This window comes from Lichenibacterium dinghuense, assembly GCF_021730615.1.
Classification (GTDB): domain Bacteria; phylum Pseudomonadota; class Alphaproteobacteria; order Rhizobiales; family Beijerinckiaceae; genus Lichenihabitans; species Lichenihabitans dinghuensis.
This window is the reverse complement of the sequence record NZ_JAJLMN010000001.1, coordinates 3,331,302-3,354,598: the sequence shown is the minus strand read 5'-3', so window position 1 is coordinate 3,354,598 and position 23,297 is coordinate 3,331,302. Positions and strand designations below refer to the sequence as shown.

16 protein-coding genes, 3 pseudogenes and 1 other annotated feature are annotated in these 23,297 nt (G+C 68.5%); of the genes and pseudogenes, 9 read left to right on the top strand and 10 right to left on the bottom strand.

Annotated elements, in window-relative coordinates; genetic code table 11:
- Positions 1-81: 81 nt before the first annotated feature.
- From tnpC to tnpA, 3 genes are all read right to left on the bottom strand, one after another.
- Positions 82-1,776 (bottom strand): IS66 family transposase, encoded by a 1,695-nt coding sequence (gene tnpC, locus L7N97_RS16005; RefSeq protein ID WP_237479305.1) that lies wholly within the window; start codon positions 1,774-1,776, stop codon positions 82-84.
- Between the two features lie 74 nt (positions 1,777-1,850).
- On the bottom strand, positions 1,851-2,198 hold the full coding sequence (gene tnpB / locus L7N97_RS16000) for an IS66 family insertion sequence element accessory protein TnpB (RefSeq protein WP_237479304.1): 348 nt from the start codon (positions 2,196-2,198) through the stop codon (positions 1,851-1,853).
- On the bottom strand, positions 2,195-2,617 hold the full coding sequence (gene tnpA / locus L7N97_RS15995; protein WP_237479303.1) for an IS66-like element accessory protein TnpA: 423 nt from the start codon (positions 2,615-2,617) through the stop codon (positions 2,195-2,197). The genes tnpB and tnpA overlap by 4 nt, the downstream gene beginning before the upstream one ends.
- Positions 2,618-2,701: 84 nt before the next feature.
- On the opposite strand from tnpA, the gene L7N97_RS15990 reads away from it, so the two are divergent.
- Positions 2,702-5,569, top strand: a complete 2,868-nt coding sequence (locus L7N97_RS15990; RefSeq protein WP_237479302.1) for an SNF2-related protein — start codon at positions 2,702-2,704, stop codon at positions 5,567-5,569.
- A gap of 161 nt (positions 5,570-5,730) precedes the next feature.
- Here L7N97_RS15990 and L7N97_RS15985 read toward each other — a convergent pair.
- Positions 5,731-7,002: pseudogene (locus L7N97_RS15985) on the bottom strand (IS256 family transposase).
- A 262-nt stretch (positions 7,003-7,264) separates the two neighbouring features.
- On the opposite strand from L7N97_RS15985, the gene L7N97_RS15980 reads away from it, so the two are divergent.
- From L7N97_RS15980 to L7N97_RS15950, 7 genes and pseudogenes are all read left to right on the top strand, one after another.
- Positions 7,265-8,487 (top strand): IS3 family transposase gene (locus L7N97_RS15980; protein ID WP_237479301.1). Its coding sequence is split into 2 segments (ribosomal slippage): positions 7,265-7,553 and positions 7,553-8,487, totalling 1,224 coding nucleotides; the frame shifts between segments, so codons are not numbered across the junction.
- Positions 7,546-7,662 (top strand) — a sequence feature (AL1L pseudoknot). It overlaps the preceding gene by 117 nt.
- A 188-nt stretch (positions 8,488-8,675) precedes the next feature.
- Positions 8,676-8,909, top strand: a pseudogene (locus L7N97_RS15975) (IS110 family transposase); the annotation flags it as partial.
- A gap of 112 nt (positions 8,910-9,021) precedes the next feature.
- Complete coding sequence (gene istA / locus L7N97_RS15970) at positions 9,022-10,551, top strand: IS21 family transposase (protein WP_237482264.1); 1,530 nt, start codon at positions 9,022-9,024, stop codon at positions 10,549-10,551.
- Complete coding sequence (gene istB / locus L7N97_RS15965; RefSeq protein ID WP_237478210.1) at positions 10,541-11,335, top strand: IS21-like element helper ATPase IstB; 795 nt, start codon at positions 10,541-10,543, stop codon at positions 11,333-11,335. The genes istA and istB overlap by 11 nt, the downstream gene beginning before the upstream one ends.
- A 34-nt stretch (positions 11,336-11,369) precedes the next feature.
- On the top strand, positions 11,370-12,230 hold the full coding sequence (locus tag L7N97_RS15960) for an IS110 family RNA-guided transposase (RefSeq protein WP_309242807.1): 861 nt from the start codon (positions 11,370-11,372) through the stop codon (positions 12,228-12,230).
- Between the two features lie 724 nt (positions 12,231-12,954).
- A pseudogene (locus L7N97_RS15955) lies at positions 12,955-14,147 on the top strand (IS256 family transposase).
- A gap of 466 nt (positions 14,148-14,613) precedes the next feature.
- A complete protein-coding gene (locus tag L7N97_RS15950; RefSeq protein ID WP_237479300.1) occupies positions 14,614-14,910 on the top strand; it encodes a hypothetical protein in 297 nt (98 codons plus the stop codon).
- A gap of 20 nt (positions 14,911-14,930) precedes the next feature.
- Here the strand turns inward: L7N97_RS15950 and L7N97_RS15945 are convergent, their stop codons facing one another.
- From L7N97_RS15945 to L7N97_RS15920, 6 genes are all read right to left on the bottom strand, one after another.
- Positions 14,931-16,004 carry an LLM class flavin-dependent oxidoreductase gene (locus tag L7N97_RS15945; RefSeq protein WP_237479299.1) on the bottom strand — a complete coding sequence of 358 codons (1,074 nt, stop codon included), beginning with the start codon at positions 16,002-16,004 and terminating at the stop codon, positions 14,931-14,933.
- Positions 16,005-16,110: 106 nt separating this feature from the next.
- On the bottom strand, positions 16,111-16,320 hold the full coding sequence (locus L7N97_RS15940) for a hypothetical protein (protein ID WP_237479298.1): 210 nt from the start codon (positions 16,318-16,320) through the stop codon (positions 16,111-16,113).
- A gap of 174 nt (positions 16,321-16,494) precedes the next feature.
- The gene (locus tag L7N97_RS15935; RefSeq protein ID WP_237479297.1) at positions 16,495-17,730 is read right to left on the bottom strand and encodes a serine hydrolase domain-containing protein; all 1,236 of its coding nucleotides are present in this window, start codon (positions 17,728-17,730) and stop codon (positions 16,495-16,497) included.
- A 138-nt stretch (positions 17,731-17,868) separates the two neighbouring features.
- On the bottom strand, positions 17,869-20,268 hold the full coding sequence (locus L7N97_RS15930) for an aldehyde dehydrogenase family protein (RefSeq protein WP_237479296.1): 2,400 nt from the start codon (positions 20,266-20,268) through the stop codon (positions 17,869-17,871).
- Positions 20,269-20,283: 15 nt separating this feature from the next.
- Complete coding sequence (gene deoC, locus L7N97_RS15925; protein WP_237479295.1) at positions 20,284-21,294, bottom strand: deoxyribose-phosphate aldolase; 1,011 nt, start codon at positions 21,292-21,294, stop codon at positions 20,284-20,286.
- Between the two features lie 23 nt (positions 21,295-21,317).
- On the bottom strand, positions 21,318-22,142 hold the full coding sequence (locus tag L7N97_RS15920) for a DeoR family transcriptional regulator (protein WP_237479294.1): 825 nt from the start codon (positions 22,140-22,142) through the stop codon (positions 21,318-21,320).
- 85 nt (positions 22,143-22,227) lie between these two features.
- Between L7N97_RS15920 and L7N97_RS15915 the strand changes: the two genes are divergently transcribed.
- On the top strand, positions 22,228-23,283 hold the full coding sequence (locus L7N97_RS15915) for an autoinducer 2 ABC transporter substrate-binding protein (protein WP_237479293.1): 1,056 nt from the start codon (positions 22,228-22,230) through the stop codon (positions 23,281-23,283).
- Positions 23,284-23,297 lie beyond the last annotated feature (14 nt).

The following is a 23,297-nucleotide window of genomic DNA, read 5'->3' as shown; positions in this document are numbered from 1 at the left end:
ACCGCGGAAACGGCTCTTGCGGTTTCCGGCGTGGCGTGATCGCGGCTGGAGGTGGCGAGGACGGGGTCAGGGGTACCCGGATCAAGCCGCGGCGTCGAGGTCTGCGGCCGCCGAGGTCGATGTCCAGTTCCAAGGCAGCAGCTCGGTGAGGCGCTGGGCCGGGTGGGACGCGATGCGGCCGAGCACGTCGGCCAGCCAAGCCTGAGGATCGACGTCGTTCAGCTTCGCCGTCACGATCAAGCTGTTGAAGAACGCCGCCCGCTGGCCGCCGCGGTTCGAGCCGGCGAAGAGCCACGCCTTCCTGCCGAGGGCCAGGCCGCGCAGTGCCCGCTCCGAAGAATTGTTGGTCATGCACACGCGCCCGTCATCGAGGAAGCGGGCGAAGGACGGCCAGCGGTCCAGCATGTAGTCCATCGCCTTGGCCACCAGGGCGGCGCGCGGCAGGCGGGCCCGCTCGGCCCGCATCCAGGCTTCCAGGGCCGCCACGATGGGTGCCGAGCGCTCGCGCCTCATGGCCAGCCGTTCAGCCGCGGGACGGCCGTTCACCTCGCGCTCGATGGCGAACAGTTCGTCCATGCGCCGCACCGCCTCGAGCGCCAGCGGTGCGATCACCGCCACCTTCTTCCGGGCCCTCTGGCGCGCCACGGCCTCGATGTCGGCCAGCTCGAAGAACTTCCTCCGCCCGTGGGCCCAGCACGCGGCCTCGATGATCGGTGCGGGCTTGCGCTCGCCGAAGTACAGCTTGCCGTAGCCCCCGTAAGCGTCGGCCTGCAGCACCCCGGTCCAACCCGTGAGGTGCGCCTGCGGGTGCTCGCCGCGCCGGTCGGGCGAGAAGTGGAACAGGGCCGCCGGGGGATCGGCACCGCCGAAGGGACGGTCGTCACGCACGTAGACCCACACGTGCCCCGTGCTGGTCTGGCCCTTGGCCAGCACCGGCACGACGGTGTCGTCGCCATGGAGCCGTCCCGCTGCCATCACGTGCGTCTCGATGAGCCGGAACAGCGGCTCCAGCACGCCCGCGCAGGTGCCTACCTGGTCGGCCAGGGTGGACAAGCTGAGCGGCACGCCCTCGCGGGCGTAGCGCTCGGCCTGCCGGTTCAGCGGGACGTGCTGGCCGCACTTCTCGAACAGCACCATGGCGAGCAGGCTCGGCCCCGCCCATCCCCGCGGCACGGCGTGGAAGGGCGCGGGCGGCTGGGTGATGCTCTCGCAGGCCCGGCAGGCGAAGCGCTCGCGCACGGTCTGGATCACCGTCCATTGGCGCGGCACCACCTCCAACGTCTCGGTGATGTCCTCGCCCAGCTTTGACAGGCGCGCGTCCCCGCAGCACGGGCAGGCGGTCAGGCCCGGCACTACGACGCGCACGCGTGGCAGGTGGGCCGGGAAGGGCTGGCGCGAGGGCTTGCGCCGTTCTGCCGGCGCCGGCACCGCGGCCTTGGCGGCGGCCTTCTCGGCCGCGAGTGCGTCCGCGGCCGCCGAGGCTTCGAGTTCTTCGAGCTGGAGCTCGTATTGGTCGATGAGGCGCTGGGTGCGCTCGGAGCGCTGTCCGTAGAGGGTGCGGGTGAGCCTGGCGATCTCGAGCCGCAGATGGGCGATCAGCGCGGCGTCGCCCGACAGCCGCGCCTTCACGGCGGCGGCCTCGGCCTCGACGCGATCGACTGCGGCTTGAGCCTCGTCGGCACGCTGAGTGGCCTGATCAGCCCGGGCCTCGGCGGCCACGAGAGCCGCGCGCAGCGCTGCGACGTCGACGATCTCGGGCTTGATGCGCTTTGGCATGGGGAGAGTGGATCACAAGTTGGAAGGAAATGCCACGACGGTCCGAGTCGATCCTGTGTATATCTACTCCAATATCATCCAGCTTTGCTCGGCCGCCAAGTCTGCTGTGGGTGGCGCCAGTCTATCCCTTCGAGTAAGTATCCAAGCTGCGCGGGAGATATGGGCACGCTGTCGCCCGCCGTGGACGGCCACACGAAGCGGCCCCGGTCCAAGCGTTTCGAATACAGCGACAAACCCATCCCGTCGTGCCACAAGCATTTCAGCAGATCGCCGCGACGTCCACGAAAGACGTAAAGATCGCCCGCGAAGGGATCGCGCTTGAGGCCCTCCTGCACCAGCAGCGACAGCCCATTCATGCCGCGGCGCATGTCGGTGTGGCCGGCCGCGATCCACACCCGGATGCCGGACGGGACCGGGATCATCGCCGGTCCAGAACGTCGAGCACGCGGGCGAGCGCCTCGGCATCGACGGCACCGTCCACCACTACGCGCCGGCCCCGCCCCACCTCGATTACCATGCGGCCCTGCGCGGCCTGACGCGACGCTCTCCGGCGCGGGACGGGCTTGGCCGCGAGCGGCCGCTCCGACACGACGACGGCGGGCACGAAGGCCGGCACCGGAGCGGGCTCGGGAGCGATGCGCTCGACCTTCAGCGTCCGGCGCCAGTCCGAAAGCAGCGAGCGGGTGATCCCGTGCCGTCGCGCGACAGCCGACACCAGCCGCGGTGCAGCCAGGCTCTCCATTACGATCCGGAGCTTCTCTTCTTCCGACCAGCGACGGCGGCGGCCGAGTTCGACGACGGTGAGGCGCTCTGGCAAGACACTGACCTTATGGCTGTCCATACGGTCACTTTCCCTCGCCCGTACCCTCCCTCACAAGGCGGCCCTCACCGGACGAATACCACCTTCACGGCCTACCATGCCCAGGTGGCTGCGCTGTCCATCTTGACCAGTCACATCGACGGCCGAAGCCTGATGCCGACACTCTCGGCCGCGCACGTCGACATCCGGCCCCATCAGGTCGAGTGCGCGGTCTTCGCTCTCCAGTCCCCGCTCGCGCCGGGGGTGTTGCTGGCCGATGAGACGGGCCTGGGCAAAACGGTCGAGGCAGGCATCGTGGTCGCCCAGCGATGGGCGGAGCGTCGGCGCGCGATCCTCCTGATTGTGCCCGCTTCGCTGCAGGTCCAGTGGCGCGACGAACTCGCCAACAAGTTCGGGTTGCGGGCCGACATCCTAGGCGGACCTGGGATAGATGCGGCGCTTGAAGAGCGGAGCATTTTGGCGGACGCACGAATCCTGATCGTCTCGTTCGGCGTCGCGAGCGCGAAAGCTCTCGCCCTACAACAAACGCCGTGGGACCTCGTCGTCGTGGACGAGGCCCATCGCTTGAGAAATGTGTACAAGGCCGCATCGAAGAGTCAGTCGCGGGCCATCAGGACGGCCCTGCGGGGCCGCACCAAGCTCCTGCTCACCGCGACGCCCCTGCAGAACTCGTTGGCGGAGCTTCATGGTCTGATGTCGTTCATCGACGATGACATGCTCGGCGCGATCGATGACTTCGCCGTCCTCTACAAGAAAAACCCGAAAGCAGCCGACTTTGAGCGTCTGGCAGACCTGATCAGGCCCGTCGTCAAGCGTCACTTGCGGAGTGACGTACAGAAGAGCGGCCACGTCGCCTTCACGGACCGGATCGCGGCGACATGTGTGTTCGATCCATCGGAACAGGAGCACGCGCTCTACGAGTTGATCTCGGCGTACCTGCAGCGGGACGCGACGCTCGCCTTCGGGTCGCCGCCGAACCCGCTGATCATATCGACGGCGCGCAAGATCCTGGCCTCCTCCACCGCAGCGACGGCGGGGTTTCTGCGGCACGTCCTGCTTAGGCTACGTAGGTTCGAGGCCATGGACGCGGCGGCGCTCGACGATGTCGAACACGTGGTCGCCGCCGCGCGGGAGGCACGGGATGTCGAGGACGCCCGCGCCCGGCCCAGTACTGACGCAGTCCTGGCAGGCCCGTATCCACCAACCGATACCGGTCGTGGAGCAGCCCCATCGGCCTTCACCGGAGAGATCGAAGAGGTGGAAGGCTATCTCGCGCTGGCCGAAGCGATCACGGCCGACGCGAAAAGCGACAGGCTGATCGAGGCCCTTCCGGGCATGCTCGACGACATCAGTGCGCGAGGAGGTCGACGCAAGGCTGTGCTCTTCACCGAATCGCGCAGGACACAAGAGTTCCTCACGGCCCTGCTGCGCGAACGAAGCTTGGTGGAGGAGGTCATAACTCTCAATGGCAGCAACGCGGACCTCGAGAGCGCCATATTCTACCGAGAGTGGTGCGACCGTCACGCGACCGACGGCTCGGTCAGTGGCTCGCGTGGCGCCGACATGCGGGCGGCCATAGTCGAGGCTTTCCGGAACGCTGCGTCCGCAGTCCTCGTCTCGACCGAGAGCGGGGGGGAGGGCGTCAACCTTCAGTTCTGCTCTCTCGTCGTCAACTACGATCTGCCATGGAACCCGCAGCGGCTGGAGCAGAGGATTGGCCGCTGCCATCGTTACAGTCAAGCCGTCGATGTCCTGGTTCTCAACCTCCAGAACGGGCGCAATCGCGTCGAGGAGCGTGTGCTCCACCTCCTCACAAGAAAGTTCAAGATCTTTGAAGGCGTCTTCGGCGCCAGCGATACGGTGCTCGGGGCGGTCGAGGCGGCGGTGGACTTCGAGGCGGAGGTGTCCCGCATCGCGCAGTCGTGTCGGTCGGATGCGGAAGTAGAGCGCGAGTTCGCGGCGCTCGAGCGGCGTCTCGAAGTCGCCATCGCGGGAGATCTCGCGGCGGCCCGACGCGCGCTCTTCGATGCCGTCGACGAGGGTGTCATCGCACGGCTCGAGGCGCGCGACAGGAGCACGCTCGCCCTGCTCGATGACTTCACGCGTCGGCTCGGCATCGTGGTGCGGGCGGAACTGCCGGCTGCGGTCCTGGATGACCGTGCGCCGCTCACCTTCCGCATCAACGATATGGCCTGGACGACGCGGTGGACGGATGTGCGGGCGGACGGCGCCCGCCACTTCGCGCTCGGGGACGATAGCTGGGCGAGCGAGATCGTCGGTCGTGCAGCAGCACGTTCGCTGCCCGTCGCGGGAGTGCGGTTCGACCTCGACGCGTTGCGCCGGGCCGGCTTCGCCCGCTTCAGCGACGTCGAACACTATGCGGGACAAGGCGGCTGGTTCCGCGTCGCACATATGGCCTTCATCACCGCGCTCGAGACCGCCTCACCGCGGGGAGCGCTGGTCTTCGCAGGTTTCTCTGACGACGGTGAGGTACTCGACGCAGAGACGGCCCAGCGCTTCTTCCTGGTGCCAGGCCAATTGTTCGATATCTTGGACGTCGCAGTCCCTGGCGCGCAATTGGACGAGGTGGAGGGAGCCGAGCAGGCGCGGCTCATCGACCTCGCCAGGATGCAGAGTGCCGCTTGGCAGGCGGCGGAGGGCGACAAGCTCGATATGCGGGTGCGGGACGTGCGACGGGCGGAGGAGCTGCGCAGCAAGGAACTCAGCGAGGAGGCGGACGGGATGCGCGCGCGGCTGAGGCGGAGGCGGGACCTGTCGCCGATCGAGATGCTGCAGGCCCGCCGCGAGATCGAGAAGATCGAACGTGAGAGCGACGACATCATATTCAATCTGGCGCCCAGGCTGGAGGAGCTGAGGGCAAAGCGCGACCGCAGCCTCGACGACCTTGAGGCCGGCCTGAAGATCTCGCCTAAATCGAAGCACCTGTTCGAGATCCGTTGGGAGCTAACATAGCCGCAATTGTTCAGTCCGCTTGGAGGCTGGTGACGAATAGGTGGCGAAAGACCAACGCGATGGAAGATGTATCTTTTGCCACCTCGGGTCAGATATCGAGTCCGGCACGATCGCAATGGCGAAGCCGGTGAGCTATGGTGGAAGCTGGGTGACAGCACCGATCAGGCGACGCGGTCTTTCGGGACGTCGATGACTTCGGTCCCGTCTCTGAACGTGACACCGGCGACGACTTTGGGCAACAGCTTCTCGCCTTTCAGCCTCCGCCAGGTCCTGGCAGCCGCCATGACGAGCTTGAACACTATCAGCTTGGCGGTGGTCGGCGACAGCGCCCCCTTGGTGCGGACCGTCCGGTGACGGACCGTGGCAAAGAAGGGCTCGATTGGGTACGTGGTCCGCAGGTGGTCCCAGTGCTAGGCCGGCAGTTCGAAGAAGGCAAGTAGAGAGTCACTGTCCTTGCTGCGGCAATCTACTGCTTTGGAATACTTTGCCCCGTACTTCTCGACGAAGACCGCGATGGCCTTCTCGGCCTCGGCCCTGGTGGGCGCCGCCGAGATCCCGCGCAAGTCGGCTCTCATCCTGCCCTGGACGGACTTCGGCACCTTGTCGAGGACGTTCATGACGTTGTGCAGCCAGCATCTCTGATGGCGCGTACCGGGAAACACCTCGTCGAGCGCCTTCCAGAAGCCGAGCGCGCCGTCGCCGACCGCGATCTTCGGCGCGACCGACAGGCCGCGGCGCTTCATGTCGACCAGCAGCTCACGCCAGCTCTGCGCGCTCTCACGCACGCCAGCCTGAAAGCCGATCAGCTCCTTCTTGCCCTCCGGCGTGGCTCCGATGAGCACCAGCATGCACTCGGCCCGGTCCTCCATCCGGGCTTGAAGATAGATCCCGTCGGCCCACAGGTACACGTACTGTCGCGCCGACAGGTCCCGCGCCTGCCAACGCCCGTACTCGGCCTGCCACTCGCCCGTCAGCCGCCCGATCACCGAGGGCGACAGGTTCGGGGCGTCCTTGCCCAGCAAGGCCGACAGCGCTTCTGGAAATCTCCTGTCGACACGCCGCGCAGGTACAGCGTCGGCAGCAGGGCATCGAGGCTGCGCGTCCGCCGTGCCCAGCGCGGCAGGATCGTTGAGGTGAACCGGATGCGCTCCCCGTCCTCGCCAGCGCCACGGTCCCGCACCTTGGGGCGGGCCACCGCGACGGCCCCGATCCCGGATCTGCACGGCGGGCTCGGGCGCATGACCATGGCGCACAAGGCGCGCCCGCCCGTCCGGCAGCAGCCTCAACCCGGCCCGCTCGGCCAGAAAGGCCTACACCTCCAACTCCACGGCCCACGCCGGGAGCCGGCGCGCGCCGGCCCGCAGCACCTCCGTCAGGGGATCATCGATCGCGTCAGGCTGACGAAGGCCAATGACGTTGCCATGCTGTTCCATGGCGTATCGCTCTCTCCGGAGGGGTTCTTGCAGGCTTGGACACCCGCCTCGATACGTCGCCCTTCTCAGCCCGCCGTCACCCAAAATCCCGCATGGCTCACCAGCGATCGAACAGCGTCACATACCCCAAAAGCTGTTTCTGCGGCCGCCGGCGACGCGTGCTTCCCGCTCCCGTCCGTCGATCAGATAACGATCTCAATCACGTAGGTGTTTGAACCGCCCCGGGTTTCCCGGAGGCTCCTGATCTTGCGAGACTGGAGCCATGACGAAGCGCACACCCCCGTTTTCTCCCGAGGTCCGCGAGCGCGCGGTCCGGATGGTGCAGGAGCATCAAGGCGAGCACAGCTCGCGGCACGCGGCCATTCGTTCGATCGCGTCCAAGATCGGCTGTTCGGGGGAAACCCTGCGCAATTGGATCAAGGAAGCAGAGAGCAGCAAAGCCGCGAGGCTTGGCCCTGCATCGGACGAGCGCGAGCGCATCAAGGCGCTGGAACGCGAAGTCCGCGAGCTGCGGCAGGCGAATGAGATCCTGCGCAAGGCGAGCGCGTATTTTGCCATGGCGGAGCTCGACCGCCGCTCACGGACATGAAAGCCTTCATCGACGAGCATCGGGATGCTCATGGGGTCGAGCCGATCTGCAAAGTGTTGCCGATCGCCCCGTCGACGTACCACGCGCACGCGGCCCGGCAGGCCGACCCCACCAAGCGATCGGCGCGGGCCAGGAGCGATGCGACGCTGATGGTCGAGATCCGCCGCGTGTTCGACGAGAACTTCGGCGTCTACGGGGTGCGGAAGATCTGGCGGCAACTCGACCGCGAGGGCATCCGCGTCGCCCGCTGCACGGTGGCGCGCCTGATGCGTGTCTTGGGGCTGCAAGGGGTTGTGAGGGGAAGAAAGGCCCGCACCACAGTGCCGGATCCCTCGGCGGCTTGCCCGCTCGACCGGGTGAACCGGCAGTTCAAGGCCCCTCGTCCCAACGCGCTGTGGGTGTCGGACTTCACCTATGTCGCGACCTGGTCCGGGTTCGTCTATGTGGCTTTTGTCATCGACGTGTTCGCCCGCCGCATTGTTGGCTGGCGAGCTTCGCGCTCCGCTCAGACCAGCTTCGTGCTGGACGCCCTGGAGCAGGCCCTACACCAGCGCCGACCTGTCGGCGCTCTCATTCATCACTCTGACCGTGGAGTACAATACGTCAGCATAAAATACACAGAACGACTTGCCGAAGCCGGCATCGAACCCTCTGTCGGCAGCATAGGAGACAGTTACGACAACGCCCTCGCTGAAACCATCAACGGCCTGTTCAAGGCCGAGGTGATCCATCGGCGGGGTCCATGGCGGTCGTTCGAGGCCGTCGAATATGCCACACTTGAGTGGGTCGACTGGTACAATCACCGCAGGCTGCTCGAGCCGATCGGCAACGTTCCGCCGGCCGAAGCCGAAGCAGCCTTCTACGCCGCGCTTGAGGCCCCCCCGATGGCGGCGTAAATTCCAAGCCAATCAGCCTCCGAGAAACCCGGGGCGGTTCAGTTCTCAGTTTCATTCTCCCTGGCGCGCCAGAGTAATTCAGATGGGGTGATTGGGGCTCCAGCCCAGGCCCAACGGTGGCTGCTCCTGCCCGGATGGTTCAACGTGGTCCGTGTCGAGCGGCCACAAGCATCGCGACAGGAGCAACCATGACGTACTATGCCGGACTGGACGTGTCCCTGGAAGAGACCGCGATCTGCGTGGTCGATGACGCGGGTCGGATCGTGAAGGAGCTGCGCGCCGCGAGCGCGCCAGGGCCGCTGGTTGCGGCCCTGCAGGGCTTGAAGCTGCCGATCGAGCGGATCGGCCTCGAAGCCTGCTCGTTGACGGCTTGGCTGCACGAGGGCCTGCGCGCGGCGGGGCTGGCGGCGGTCTGCATCGAGTGTTGAATTCCGCTGAGAAGTGACCCAGGGGGCACGAACTTTTCCACTGAGATTTGACCCATGTTTTCACCTCCTCCCACGCGGCTGTGTGGGGGGCATCGGAGTGATCGACATGGAGTTATTGAGCGTCATCCGACGCTGGCACTACCGGGACCAGCTTTCGATCCGTGAGATCGCCCGACGCACCGGGCTATCGCGAAACACGGTCCGCAAGTATCTGCGCTCAGAAAACGTCGAACCCCGCTTCAAAGCTTCCAAGCGGTCGAGTAAACTCGACGCATATGCTGACAAACTTTCGGCGATGCTGCGCATCGAGTCGGCCAAGACGCGCAAACAGAAGCGGACGATCGGGCAGCTGCACGTCGATCTCGTCGGGCTCGGCTATGAGGGCTCTTACAATCGGGTGGCCGCCTATGCCCGTGATTGGAAGGCTGCCCGACAGCGTGAGCAACTGAGCAGTGGTCGCGGCACCTTCGTGCCCCTGGCGTTCACGCCGGGCGAAGCGTTCCAGTTCGACTGGTCAGAAGACTGGGCTCTGATTGCCGATGAGCGAACCAAGTTGCAGGTCGCTCATGTTAAACTGTCCTATAGTCGTGCCTTTACCCTCCGGGCCTACCTACTACAAACCCACGAGATGCTGTTCGACGCTCATGTCCACGCGTTCCGCGTCCTGGGTGGAGTGCCGCAACGCGGCATCTACGACAACATGAAGACTGCCGTCGACAAGGTCGGCCGCGGCAAGCAACGACAAGTCAACATCCGTTTCTCGGCCATGGTCAGCCATTATCTTTTCCAGGCTGAGTTCTGCAATCCAGCCTCCGGTTGGGAGAAGGGGCAGATCGAGAAGAACGTGCAGGACGCCCGTCATCGGCTTTGGCAGCCCATGCCGAGCTTCCCTTCCCTGGATGCGCTCAACGACTGGCTGGAGAAACGATGCAGGGAGTTGTGGGCTGTGACGCCGCACGGATCGCAGCCCGGCACGATCGCCGAAATTTGGGCCGAGGAAGTCCGGCATCTGATGGCTGTGCCTCGACCGTTCGACGGCTTCGTCGAGTACACCAAACGCGTTTCTCCGACTTGCCTCGTCCATCTGGAGCGCAACCGCTACAGCGTGCCTGCGTCCTTCGCCAACCGCCCAGTCAGTCTGCGCGTTTATCCCGACCGCATCCTCCTCGTCGCCGACGGACAAGCCATCGGTGAGCACCGTCGCGTCTTCGCTCGGTCCCATGATCGTCGGAGCGAGACGGTTTACGACTGGCGTCATTACTTGGCGGTCGTGCAACGCAAACCTGGTGCACTGCGGAACGGCGCGCCCTTCGCCAAGATGCCGGACGCTTTCAGGGCCCTGCAGCAGCACCTGCTCAAGACGCCAGGTGGCGACCGCGAGATGGTCGAGATCCTGGCCCTGGTCCTCCAGCATGACGAGGAAGCCGTGCTCACGGCCGTCGAACTGGCCTTGAAGGCCGGCGTGCCGGCCAAGACCCACATCATCAACCTGCTGCACCGACTGATCGACGGCACACCGCCGACTGCGCCGACGGTCGACACTCCCCAGGCGCTCACGCTGGTCACCGAACCGCGGGCCAACGTCGAACGCTACGACGCTTTGCGTCGGGCCAGGGAGGTGCGTCATGCGCCATAACCCGGCCAGCGGAGCCATCGTCATCATGCTGCGGAGCCTGAAGATGCACGGCATGGCCCAAGCCGTCGAGGAGCTGACCCAACAGGGCGCGCCGGCGTTCGAGGCGGCCATGCCGATCCTGTCGCAGCTCCTGAAGGCAGAAACAGCCGAGCGGGAAGTCCGTTCAACAGCCTACCAGCTCAAGGCTGCCCGCTTCCCGAGCTACCGCGATCTCAACGGCTTCGACTTCACCAGCAGCGAGATCAACGAAGCTCTCGTCCGCCAGCTCCATCGTTGCGAGTTCCTGGACGATGCTCACAACATCGTTCTGGTCGGAGGTCCTGGCACTGGCAAGACTCACATCGCCACAGCCCTCGGCATCCAAGCCATCGAGCAACATCGCAAGCGAGTCCGTTTCTTCTCCACCGTGGAACTCGTCAACGCCCTTGAACAGGAGAAAGCTCAAGGAAAGGGCGGACAGATCGCCGGCCGACTTGTCCATTCGGATGTCGTTATCCTCGATGAACTGGGATACTTGCCGTTCAGCGCCTCGGGTGGTGCCTTGCTGTTCCATCTGCTAAGCAGACTGTATGAACGTACCAGCGTCGTGATCACCACTAATCTGAGTTTTTCGGAGTGGGCCACAGTCTTCGGAGATGCCAAGATGACCACGGCCTTGCTCGACCGCCTCACTCACCACTGCCATATCCTGGAAACCGGAAACGACAGCTTCCGTTTCAGGAACAGTTCGGCAAAGGCCTCCAAACCCACCAAGGAGAAAGCAAAGGACTTGACCGCTCGCTGACCAACCAGCCACCATCAGGACGGGTCAGTTCTCAGTGGAAAGCCTGGGTCAGATCTTGGTGGAAATTAACAGCATCGAGACACGGCAGGCCAACGCCGCCATGAAGACCATGCCCAACAAGACCGACCGCAACGACGCGCGTGCCCTGGCGCAGATCATGCGCACCGGCTGGTTCCGGCAGGTGCACGTCAAGTCGCAGCAGTGCCGGCTGTGGCGCTCGCTGCTGGTCGCACGCCGCACGGTGCTGAACGAGATGCGGTCGATCGAGAACGTCGTTCGGGCCATGCTTCGGGAAGCCGGGCTGAAGGTCGGCACGCCGAGCCGGGCGGCCTTCGACAAGCGTGTGCGCGAACTCTGCTCGGACGACACAGCGTTGCTGGCGATGGTGGAGCCGTTGCTCACTGTACTGTCGACGATGATCCAGCAGCTCGCCCGATTGACAAAACAGGTGCTGAAGATCGTGCGCGAGGAAAAGATCTGTCGGCGGCTGATGAGCGCACCCGGCGTCGGCCCGATCACCGCCCTGGCGTTTCGCGCCACGATCGACCGACCCGATCGGTTCGGCCATTCGCGCGACGTCGGTGCCCATCTCGGCCTGACGCCCTCGCGCTACCAGTCGGGCGAGACCGACATTCAGGGCAAGATCAGCCGATGCGGCGACGAACTGGCGCGAACGGCCCTGTACGAGGCCGCTAACGCGTTGCTCGTGCGCAGCCAGAAATGGTCCAGCCTGCGGGCCTGGGGCATGACGATCGCCAAGCATCGCGGCATGGCGCGGGCGCGCGTTGCCGTAGCCCGAAAGCTGGCCGTGGTCCTGCACCGGATGTGGAGCGACGGTACCGACTTTCGGTTCGGCACCGGGCCGACCACCGCGCCCGCCACCGTAGTTGCCTGACGCTCGGAGGACACCGCGAGCCGCCACCCGCACGAGCTTCACCTGAAAGGGTGATGTGGACCGTTCCCGTGGGGACGATCGGTAAGGCCACCTCGTTGAGAGTCTTGAGCCCGCGGCGACGTCGCGAGGTCGTGAAACAGATCGAGGGACCGAGCCGGACTGACCCCATCATGCGGCGGCGAAACGCCGACCGCGAAGAGAAGCGTGTGACCCGCGGGAACGGGACAAAAAACCTGACAGGAGCGCTTGACCTCCAGAGCCCCAATCAGAGAAGGCTCTCAGAGTCGGTTCGAGTGAGCCAGGGTTGCGTTTTGTAGATCGGCTTGGGATTGGCGAGGCTTCCACGCCGGACGGGGTGACCGCGCGGGAGAGGCGTGCGGCGGCGACATCAAGGTGCCCCGCCCTCGACCGCATCGGACCGGCCATCGCTTCTCGACCACGATGAAGCCGCGCTGGCTCGGCGCTCGCTCGACCACACGATGTCGCATGCCGTGCAGGTGGCATCAGTCGCGGCTGTTTCATAAGGAACGTGTCGGCGATCAGGGCGCGGAGGCTATTCGAAGAGCCCCACCGAGAGGGTAGCGTCCGATCGAGTGGTGGAGATTTTGGGTCGAGAGCGGCGGGCGGAGCTCCGCCCATAGCGGAGGCCGCCGCTCTCCTGGGTGATCACCGTGCCCCCTGGTAGGGTCGGGTTGCTGACCAGCGACACGAACCGGAGAGCACGATGACCGATGACACACTGCCACTTCTCGACGCGTTGCTGAAGCGCGGCGGAGGCGATTTCATGAAGGAGCTGGCCGAAGAGGTCCTGGGACGGCTGATGGCCTTTGACGTCGAGGGCCAGATCGGCGCCGGCCGCTACGAGCGCAACGAGGAGCGCACCACGCAGCGCAACGGGTACCGCCACCGCGCCTTCGACACGCGGCTGGGAACGCTCGATCTCAAGATCCCGAAGCTGCGCAAGGGCTCGTACTTTCCCGGCTTCCTGGAGCCGCGCCGCACGACCGAGCAGGCGCTCGTGGCGGTGATCCAGGAGGCCTGGATCCAGGGCGTGTCGACCCGCAAGGTCGACGACCTCGTTCAGGCCATGGGGCTGAGCGGGATCTCGAAGAGCCAGGTGTCGGAGCTTTGCAGGGCATCGACGCCCGCGTGAACTCCTTCCTTGAGCGGCCGATCGAGGGCGAGTGGACCTACCTGTGGCTGGACGCGACCTATCTGAAGGTGCGCGAGAACGGGCGCATCGTGTCGGTGGCGGCGATAATCGCCACGGGGGTGAACACCGACGGGCGCAGGGAAATTTTGGGGCTCGGCCTCGGCCCGTCGGAAGCAGCGACGTTCTGGCTCGGGTTCCTGCGCGGGTTGGAGAAGCGCGGCCTGAAGGGTGTCAAGCTGGTCATCTCGGACTCGCACGAAGGCTTGAAGGCCGCCATCGCGCAGATCTTCCAAGCAACGTGGCAAAGGTGTCGAGTTCATTTCATGAGGAACGCGTTGGCTCATGTGTCCAAGCCTCAGCATCAGATGGTAGCTGCCGCGATCCGGACGGTGTTCATGCAGGCTGACCAGGCTGCGGCGTCGAAGACCTGGCGCCAAGTCGCCGATCAGCTGCGTCCCCGCATCCGCAAGCTGGCGGAGTTGATGGACGAGGCCGAAGCTGACGTGATCGCCTTCATGAGCTTTCCCAAACAGCACTGGCCGAAGCTACACAGCACGAACCCCATCGAACGATTGAACAAGGAGGTGAAGCGGCGCGCCGACGTGGTCGGCATCTTTCCCAACGAGGAATCGATCAAGCGACTGGTCGGTGCGGTCCTGCTCGAACAGAACGATGAGTGGCAGCTCCAGCACCGCTACATGACGCTCGAAACCATGGCCGGCCGCGCCGACGAGCCGACGGCCTTGACCCACATCGCAGCCTGATTGCCCGTCAGGGGACCGCGGTGAACACCCGACCAAACTACACCATCTTGACGGACGTGATCCACCGAGAGCGGGAATCTGTAGAGGCGGGTCGTGCTCTCAGAGGCGTAGAGGCCAGGCACGGATCGTCCCATGCGGAAGCTCAAGCGAGCTTGACAGCGGCAGTCACCTCGAACCTGCTGAAGAGGGTGTCTGCCGGGTGCCGGAAAATCGGGGTGCGGCGAGCCCGTCCCCTCATCTGCGTGACGAGTCGCCCGATGGCAGACCGACGGACGGCCTATCCGATGGGGTGGACGGGACCTCGGTCGCCTCCGTGGCGGGGGTCGATGAGCCGTCGACCTCTCGGCGACGGCGAAAGCCGGTCGCGGCAGCGAGACGAGGGAATGGATGTCCGGACCGATGGCCGCAGGCCGGCAACCCGCGACGGCGGCACCGCCTTGACGGGTCCTCATCAGGAGCACCCGCCATGTCCAGCCAACCCCATTCCGACGACGGCTCGTCGCTGGCCAACGCCAAGGCCATGCCGACCGAGGCGGCACCCTCGCGCGCGGGCGAGCCCGGCCCCGTGACCGAAGGTGGGAAGGTGCCGCACCCGAAGGAGAACAAGGGCGAGCCGAAGGCCTCGGCCTCCGCCGCGCACGCGAACGGCGCGCAGGACGACGGCACCACGAAGGGCGTCGTCGGCAAGGCCGAGAAGGAGGAGGCCGCGCAAAAGGGCGCCCTCAAGGACCAGCACGGCCGCGGCCACCGCAAGGACGATTGAGCCCCGCAGCGCGCCGGCTCTCAGCGGCCGCGCAGCAGCGGCAGCAGGTGCCGGCCCTGCCGCGCGATCTCGGACAGGTAGGGCGTGTCCGACAGGATGAAGTGCGTGACGCCGAGGTCCCTGTACTTCGCCAGGGAGCCGGCGACGTCCGCGGCCGAGCCCACCAGCCACGTCGTCGCGGCGCCGCCGCCGCCGAACCGGCCGGGCGCCGTGTAAAGGTTGTCGTCGAGCACGTCGCCGCGCGCCGCGAGGTCCTGGAGCCGCCGCTGACCCACCGCGCTCTCACGCCGGTGGTCGTGCCAGCCCGCCCCCTCCCGCCGCGCCATCTCGGCCACCTTGGCCTCGGCGTCGGCCCAGGCCTCCTCCGTCGTGTCGCGGACCAGCGTCGTGACGCGCAGCCCGAACTGGAGCGGCGGCAGGTCGCGGCCGAGGTCCCGGCTGAGTGCCCGGAGCCGCTCGATCCGCTCGCGGACGCCGTCGAGCGGCTCGCCCCAGAACAGCTGCACGTCGGCCTCCGCCGCCGCCACCCGCTCCGCCGCGTCCGAGGCGCCGCCGAAATACAGTGCGGGGTGCCGGCGCTCGCCGAGCGGCACCGGCCGCGGCACGACGGTCGAGGCGTCGACGCGGTAGAACGCGCCCGCGAAGGTGACGCCCTCCTCGGTCCACAGCCGGCGGACCAGCCGCATGAACTCCGCCGTGCGGGCGTAGCGGCGGGCCGGGTCGGATTCGGTGTCGCCGTAGGCCGCGAAGTCGTCCCGGCCCGACACGACGTTCACGCGCACGCGGCCGCCGGTCAGGTGGTCGAGCGTGGCCGCCGCCGAGGCGAACTGCGCGGGCTGCCAGTGGCCGGGGCGGATCGCCACCAGCGGCTCGAAGCGGGTGGTGCGGGCCGCGAGCGCGGCCGCCACCGTGAAGCAGTCCGGCCGACCCCAGCCGGTGCCGAGCAGCGCGCCCGTCCAGCCGTGCTCCTCGATGGTCAGCGCCTGGCGGGTCAGCGTATCGAGGCCGTTGTGGCCGGGCTCGGCGACGTCGCCCCGGTGGCCGGCCTCGGCCTGGTTGGGGATGTACCAGAGGAACGTGGACTCGGGGGTCATCGCGGAAGCCTACAGGTCTGGTTCGGGCGCGTCACCGAGGAGGGCGCGACGACGCCGGACGGCGGCCCGCGGCCCCTCCGATCCCGTCCCGCCGGCCCCTCTCCCCTCAGCCCCGCACCGGAGACGATCCGCCGGCGCGACGGCGCCCGTCGCCCGCGGCGGCGAGGCCCAGCCAGCGCAGCGCCCCCCGGGCGAGCGCGGCACCGGGCGGGACCGCATCCGAGCGGGTCGCCGCGGCCCGAGCCGGAGCGCAGTGCACCGCCGCGGCGATGTCGAGGCCGGTCAGGTCGCCGAGATCCTGCATGAACCGCTTCATGGCGGGGGTGCTCCGTGGGACGGAGCGAGGGGCGCCCGGCAGGCACGTTCCCGCTCCATCTCCCGGCCGACTCCTAGAGCACCATCCCCGTTTCGTCTATATACCTTATGAACATATACGACGAAGGCGCGGCGCCCTCCTGGCCCGGCGGCTCCCGGCCCTGCCCTGCGCCCCTCAGTCCAGCGCCCCGTAGACGACGGCGCGCATCGCGAGTTCGGGCGCGTCGAAGCTCATCAGGGACTGCGCCATGAAGACCGCGACGACCCCCTCCCTCGGGTCCACCCAGAAGTGCGTCTTGGCGGCGCCCGCCCAGCCGAACTCGCCGGCCGACCCCGGCGCGGCGCTGGCCGCGGGGTCCAGCAGCACGCGGGAGCCGAGCCCGAAGCCGTAGCCCGGGAGCGGGACGCCGCCGATCTCCAGCGGCATCAGCGCCGCGGGGATGCGGTTCGCGTGCATCAGCTCCAGCGTCTTGCGCCCGACGATGCGCCGCCCCTCGAACGTGCCGCCGTCGCACAGCATCTGCGCGAAGCGGAGGTAGTCGCCCGCCGTGCCGAACAGCCCGTGGCCGCCGCGCTGGAACACCTCCGGCCGGTCGACCGGGTAGGTCCGGGACACGTCGACCCGGCTGTTCTCGCCCTGCGCCCAGGCGGCCTGGGCGGCCGGGGAGGTCACGCCGGGGCGGAGGAGGTCCGGGCGGCCGTACATGGCGGCGAGCCGGCCGCGCGCGGCCTCGGCCACGCCGAAGCCGGTGTCGGCCATCCCGAGCGGCGCGAACAGGCGCGCCCGCAGCACGTCCCCGAGCGGCGCGCCGGCCACGACCTCGACCACGCGGGCGGCGACGTCGATGCCGACGCTGTAGATCCAGCGCGAGCCGGGATGGGCCGCGAGGGGGAAGCGCGCGAGGTCGTCGACCGCCTCGGCGAGCGGCACGTCGGCGCGCTGGATCAGGGCGGCGTCGTACATCTTCGAGACGGGCGAATCGCCGAGGAAGTGGTAGGTGAGGCCGCTGGTGTGGGCCATGAGGTCGCCGACCGTCATCGGCCGGGCGGGGTCGACGAGGCTGCCGTCGCCGGCCCGCACCTTCACGCCCGCGAAGGCGGGCAGGTGCTTCGCGACGGGGTCGACGAGGGTGAGCCGGCCCTCCTCGACCAGCGTCATCAGCGCCGTGCAGACGACCGGCTTCGTCATGGAGTAGAGGCGGAAGACCGTGTCGGGCGCCATGGGCGTGCCCGCCTCGCGGTCGCTCCAGCCGTAGGAGCCGGCGTGCACCAGGGTGCCGCGGCGCGCCACCACGGTGGCGATGCCCGCGTAGACGCCGCGGTCGACGTAGCCCTGCATGAGGGCGTCGATCCGGCCGAGGCGCCCCGCATCGACGCCGACGCTCCCCGCATCCCCGAGCGTGATCGCCACGGCTCCCCTCCCCTCACCGCCGCCCCGCGCGGGGCCGGGCGGCCCGTCCTGCGCGGACGTCGCCTCCGCCGACCCGCAGTCTGGGGCGAAATCGCGGCTCCGCCAACCCTCGCGGCGCAGCGCCCGATCCAGCCGCGCTCACTCCCCGTAGGGCACCCACACGTTCTTGATCTGCGTGGCCCGGCGCAGGTACTCGCGCCCCTGCGCGTCGCGGGGGTCGAACCAGTCGCGGGCCGGGGGAGCGATCGCCCAGGTCGGCTTCAGGTTGCCGGCCGAGGCGCGCTCCACCGCGGCGATGCCGTCCCGCGGCCCGGCGTACCAGAGCGCCGCCACGCCGTCGTGCTCCGCCAGTGTCTTGGCCAGAGCGTCGCGCTCGCCGGTGACGATGTTGACCGCGCCGGGCGGCACGTCGCTGGTGTCCAGCACCTGATAGAGGTCCGTGGCCGCGAGGGGATGGACCGGCGAGGGCACCACGACGGCCCGGTTGCCCATGGCGAGGGCCGGCATCAGCAGCGACACGAGCGCGAGCAGCGGCGCCTCGTCGGGGCACACGAGGCCCATGACGCCGAAGGGCTCGTTCATGGCCAGCGTCACGTGGCGGGCGCGCGTCGCGTGGACCTGCCCGTCGTACTTGTCGGCCCAGGCCGCGTAGAAGAACGTCCGGCGGACGGAAGCCTCCACCTCGCGCGCGGCCGCCTCGGCGGAGGCGCCGGTCATCAGCCTCAGCCGGTCCGCGAACTCGGCCGCGCGGGCCGACAGGTTCTCGGCGACGTAGTAGAGCACCTGCGCGCGGTTGTGGCCGGTCGCGGCGCTCCACCCCGCCGCCTTCTCGGCCGCCTCGACGGCGTTGCGGATGTCCTTGCGGTTGCCCAGGGCCGCCTGCCCCAGCGGCGTCCCGTCGGGGCCGAACACCGTCGCGCTGTGGCCGCCGTCCGGCCGCACCTGCTTGCCGCCGATGAACAGCTTCGCCGTGCGGTCGACCGTGGGCAGCGCCGCGGAGCCCGCCGCGGAGCCCGCCGGCAGGGCGGAGAGGCCGACGGGCCGGGCCGCCGGCGGCGCCCGCTCCGCCTCGCGCGCGGGCCAGGTCAGGTAGTCTTCGAGCCCTTCGCGGCCGCCTTCGCGCCCGAAGCCGCTCTCCTTGAAGCCGCCGAAGCCGGCCGCGGCGTCGAAGACGTTGGTGGCGTTGATCCACACGACGCCGGCCTTCACGCGGGCGGCGACGTCGAGCGCGAGGTCGATGGTCTCCGACCAGATCGAGGCCGCGAGGCCGTAGCGCGTGTTGTTGGCGAGCGCCACGGCCTCGTCGGGGGTGCGGAACGTCATCGCCACCGCGACAGGGCCGAAGATCTCCTCCGTCGCGACGGTCGAGGCCGGCTCGACGTCGGTGAACAGCGTCGGCGGGAAGAAGCAGCCCGCGGCGGGGAGGTCCGCCTCCGCCTGGAACAGGGTGCCGCCCTCGGCCTCGCCGGCCGCGACGAGGCTCCGGATGCGGTCGAGCTGCACGGGCGCCACGATGGCGCCGACGTCGGTCGACTTGTCGAGCGGGTCGCCGGTGCGCAGGGTGCCCATGCGCCGGCGGAGCTTGGCGGTGAAGCGCTCGGCCACGCCCTCCTGCACGAGCAGGCGCGAGCCCGCGCAACAGACCTGCCCCCCGTTGAACCAGATCGCGTCGACCACGCCCTCGACCGCGGCGTCGAGGTCGGCGTCCGCGAAGACGATGAACGGCGACTTGCCCCCGAGCTCCAGGCTGAGCTTCACCCCGGAGCCGGCCGTGGCCTCGCGGATCCGGCGCCCGACCTCGGTCGAGCCCGTGAAGGCGAGCTTGGCGACGCCCGGGTGGCGCACCAGCGCCTCGCCGGTCCGGCCGTCGCCGGTGACGATGTTGACGACGCCCGGCGGCAGCCCCGCCTCGCGGCAGATCTCCGCGAAGGCCAGCGCGGTCAGCGGCGTGTGTTCCCCGGGCTTCAGCACCAGGGTGTTGCCGGCCGCGAGCGCGGGCGCGACCTTCCACGCCAGCATCAGCAGCGGGAAGTTCCAGGGGATGATCTGGCCGCAGACGCCGACCGGCACGCGGCCCGGGAACTCGGACTCGATCAGCTCGGCCCAGCCGGCATGGTGGGTGAAGTGGCGCGCCACGAGGGGCACGTCGATGTCGCGGGATTCGCGGACGGGCTTGCCGTTGTCGAGCGTTTCCAGCACGGCGAGGAAGCGCTCGCGCTTCTGCACCAGGCGGGCGAGCGCGTAGAGGTGGCGGGCCCGGACGTGGCCCGGCGTCGCCGACCAGCCCGGCAGGGCGCGGGTTGCGGCCTCGACGGCCGCGTCGACCTCCGCCGCCGAGCCCTGCGCCGCGGTGGCGAGCACCTCGCCCGTGGCGGGGTTCATGACCTCGAAGGCGTCCTCACCCGGCGCCGTGAAGGCGCCGTCGATGAAGTGGCCGAAGCCGCCCCGGTGGGCGGCCAGCCAGGCGCGCGCGACGTCGGACGCCTCGGGGGCGGGGCCGTAATCCATGGTGTCGAGGATGTTTCTGACCTGCGGCATGGGGGGACCCTCTCCTCACGCCATCGCGTGGTGGGCGGCGGCGCTGTAGCGGCCCGTCGCCCAGTGTTCGATCTGGCGTTCGATGTCGGCGAGCAGCGAGGAGGCGCCGATGCGGAACAGGTCCGGCTCCAGCCAGGGGCGGCCCAGCTCCTCCTTCATCAGCACCAGCCAGTTGAGCGCGTCCTTGGCGGTCTTGAGGCCGCCCGCGGGCTTGAAGCCGACCCGGTAGCCGGTCCGCTCGCCGTAGTCGCGCAGGGCCCGCACCATGGTGAGGCTCACGGGCAGCGTGGCGTTGACCTCCTCCTTGCCGGTCGAGGTCTTGATGAAGTCGGCCCCGGCCTGCATGGCGACGGTGCTGGCCTTGTACACGTTGCGCAGCGTCCTGAGGTCGCCCGTGCCGAGGATCGCCTTGAGGTGCGCGTCGCCGCAGGCTTCCCGCATGGCCGCCACCTCGTCGTAGAGCGCGGCCCATTCCCCGAGGAGCACGTGGGAGCGGGTGATGACGATGTCGATCTCGTCGACGCCCTCCCCCACCGCGTATCGGATCTCGGCGAGGCGCTGCGGCAGCGGCGTGAGGCCGGCCGGAAAGCCGGTCGCGACCGAGGCCACCGGGATGCCGGACCCGCTGAGCGCCGCGACGGCGGGGCGCACCATGGTGGGATAGACGCAGACGGCGCCGACGGTCGGCGGGCCGTCGGCGAGGCCGAGAGCCTCGACGAGGTCGGGGCGCAGCGGGCGGCGCGCCTTGGCGCAGAGGCGGTGAACCCGGCCCGGCGTGTCGTCGCCGGCCAGAGTGGTGAGGTCGATGCAGGTGAGCGCCTTCACGAGCCAGGCCGCCTGGAACTCCTTCTTCACCGACCGCCGCGCGCCGAGCGTCGCGGCCCGCCGCTCGGCGGCCGACAGGTTGACCGCGACGCCGTCGAACCAGTCGGGCTGGAGCGCGGTGCCGGGGTTGCGGGGGGGCGGGTGGGTCGCGGTTCGCCCGGATGCGGGCTCTGCCGTCGCGGATGCGGTCTGGTCGTCCATGATGATCCGCCTCGATGGGAAGGTCAGGAGTGTCGGGCCGGGCCGGCCAGCAGGAGCGGCCCGGAGAAGGCGGCCCGGACGGCCTCGACCTGCCCCTCGGCGGCATCCGGCGCGCCGGTGGTCACGAGGGCGTCGAAGGCGTCGAGGCCGGCGAAGGGCGCGGGCCGCACCTTGCCGAGCTTGCTGCCGTCGACCACGAGGGTCCGGTGCACGGCGCGGCGCAGCACGGCCTGCTTCACCGCGATCTCGTGGAAGTTCGAGCAGCTCACGCCCTTCTCGGCGTGGACGCCGCCGGCCGAGATGAAGGCCCTGTTGATGCCGAGGCGGTCCAGCGTCGCGAGGCCGTCGTCGACCGAGAAGGACGCCGACGACGGGTTGTAGAGGCCGCCGAGCAGGATCAGCCGCACGTTCGGCAGGGCCGCGAACGGGACGGCGATGTTGAGGGCGTAGCACACCACCGTCACGGCGAGGCCCGGCGCGAGGTGGCGGGCCAGGTGCGGCATGGTCGTGCCGCAGTCGACGAAGATCGTGTCGCCCTCCTCCACGGTCGCCGCCGCGAGGGCGCAGACCGCGGCCTTGGCGGCCGAATGCGTGCCCTGCTCCTCGGCCATGACGTAGGGCCCGTCCGCCGTGCGCGGGACGATGTAGCCGCCGAGGTAGCTGAACCGCTCCGGCACGCCGGCCACGTCGCGCCGCACCGTCATCTCGGACACGCCGAGCACCCGCGCGGCGTCCCTCAGGCGGAGCACGCCGGGGCCGCTGAGCGCTTCCGCCAGGGCGTCGAGCCGGCCGGGACTCCCGCCCCCGGAGGGGCGGCCTTTGCGCGCGATTTTGGGCGGTGCGGACACGCTTGACGGTCGTCCTCGGCGGTGCGATGTTCACATCGTTGATATAATCATCACAAAAAATCAAGTCATTCGGGAGGAACGGAACATGCTGAAGCTGCTGTCGTCCGCCGCCGTCGCGGCCCTGGCCCTCACGGTCTCGCTCGGTGCGGCCCGCGCCGAGGGGCCGCTCGACACGTCCAAGGTGACCAAGGACATCCGCGTTTCGGCCACGGGCAAGGCCTACACCATCGCCACCGTGGTCAAGGTCGACGGCATCGCCTGGTTCGACCGGATGCGCGAGGGCGTGAAGCAGTTCAAGGCCGACACCGGCCAGGACGCCTACGAGGTCGGCCCGAGCCAGGCGGACGCGGCCGCGCAGGTCGAGATCATCGAGAACCTGATCGCCCAGGGCGTCGACGCCATCTGCGTGGTGCCCTTCTCGGTCGAGGCCGTCGAGCCGGTGCTCAAGAAGGCGCGCGACCGCGGCATCGTGGTGATCTCCCACGAGGCCTCCAACATCCAGAACGTCGACTTCGACATCGAGGCCTTCGACAACAAGGCCTACGGCGCCATGCTGATGCAGAAGCTCGGCCAGCAGATGGGCGGCAAGGGCGACTACGTCGCGACCGTCGGCAGCCTGACCTCGAAGTCGCAGAACGAGTGGATCGACGGCGCCGTCGAGTACCAGAAGCAGCACTTCCCGGACATGAAGCTCGTGACCGGGCGCCTCGAAACCTACGACGACGCCAACCAGGACTACAACAAGCTGAAGGAGGCGCTGACCACCTACCCGAAGGTCACCGGCATCCTCGGCGCGCCCATGCCGACCTCGGCCGGCGCCGGGCGGCTGATCGCCGAGCGCAACCTCAAGGGCAAGGTGTTCTTCTCCGGCACCGGCCTCGTGTCCGTGGCGGGCCAGTACATCAAGAACGGCGACATCGACTACATCCAGTTCTGGGACCCGGCCGCCGCCGGCTACGCCATGGACGAGCTCGCCGTCATGGTGCTGCAGAAGAAGGGCGCCCAGATCAAGGCCGGCCTCGACCTCGGCCTGCCGGGCTACACCGACCTCAAGGTGCCGGACCCGAGCCGCCCCAACATCCTGTACGGCTCGGGCTGGGTGGGCGTGAACGCCGCCAACATGAAGGACTACAACTTCTGACGCCGCCGGCCGCG

Coding starts and splice junctions, on each gene's coding strand:
- istB (WP_237478210.1), top strand. CDS start 10,541: ATGCGCCATAACCCGGCCAGCGGAGCCATCGTCATCATGCTGCGGAGC.
- tnpC (WP_237479305.1), bottom strand. CDS start 1,776: ATGCCAAAGCGCATCAAGCCCGAGATCGTCGACGTCGCAGCGCTGCGC.
- deoC (WP_237479295.1), bottom strand. CDS start 21,294: ATGGACGACCAGACCGCATCCGCGACGGCAGAGCCCGCATCCGGGCGA.
- L7N97_RS15950 (WP_237479300.1), top strand. CDS start 14,614: ATGTCCAGCCAACCCCATTCCGACGACGGCTCGTCGCTGGCCAACGCC.
- L7N97_RS15930 (WP_237479296.1), bottom strand. CDS start 20,268: ATGCCGCAGGTCAGAAACATCCTCGACACCATGGATTACGGCCCCGCC.
- tnpA (WP_237479303.1), bottom strand. CDS start 2,617: ATGGACAGCCATAAGGTCAGTGTCTTGCCAGAGCGCCTCACCGTCGTC.
- L7N97_RS15915 (WP_237479293.1), top strand. CDS start 22,228: ATGCTGAAGCTGCTGTCGTCCGCCGCCGTCGCGGCCCTGGCCCTCACG.
- tnpB (WP_237479304.1), bottom strand. CDS start 2,198: ATGATCCCGGTCCCGTCCGGCATCCGGGTGTGGATCGCGGCCGGCCAC.
- L7N97_RS15945 (WP_237479299.1), bottom strand. CDS start 16,004: ATGACCCCCGAGTCCACGTTCCTCTGGTACATCCCCAACCAGGCCGAG.
- istA (WP_237482264.1), top strand. CDS start 9,022: ATGGAGTTATTGAGCGTCATCCGACGCTGGCACTACCGGGACCAGCTT.
- L7N97_RS15940 (WP_237479298.1), bottom strand. CDS start 16,320: ATGAAGCGGTTCATGCAGGATCTCGGCGACCTGACCGGCCTCGACATC.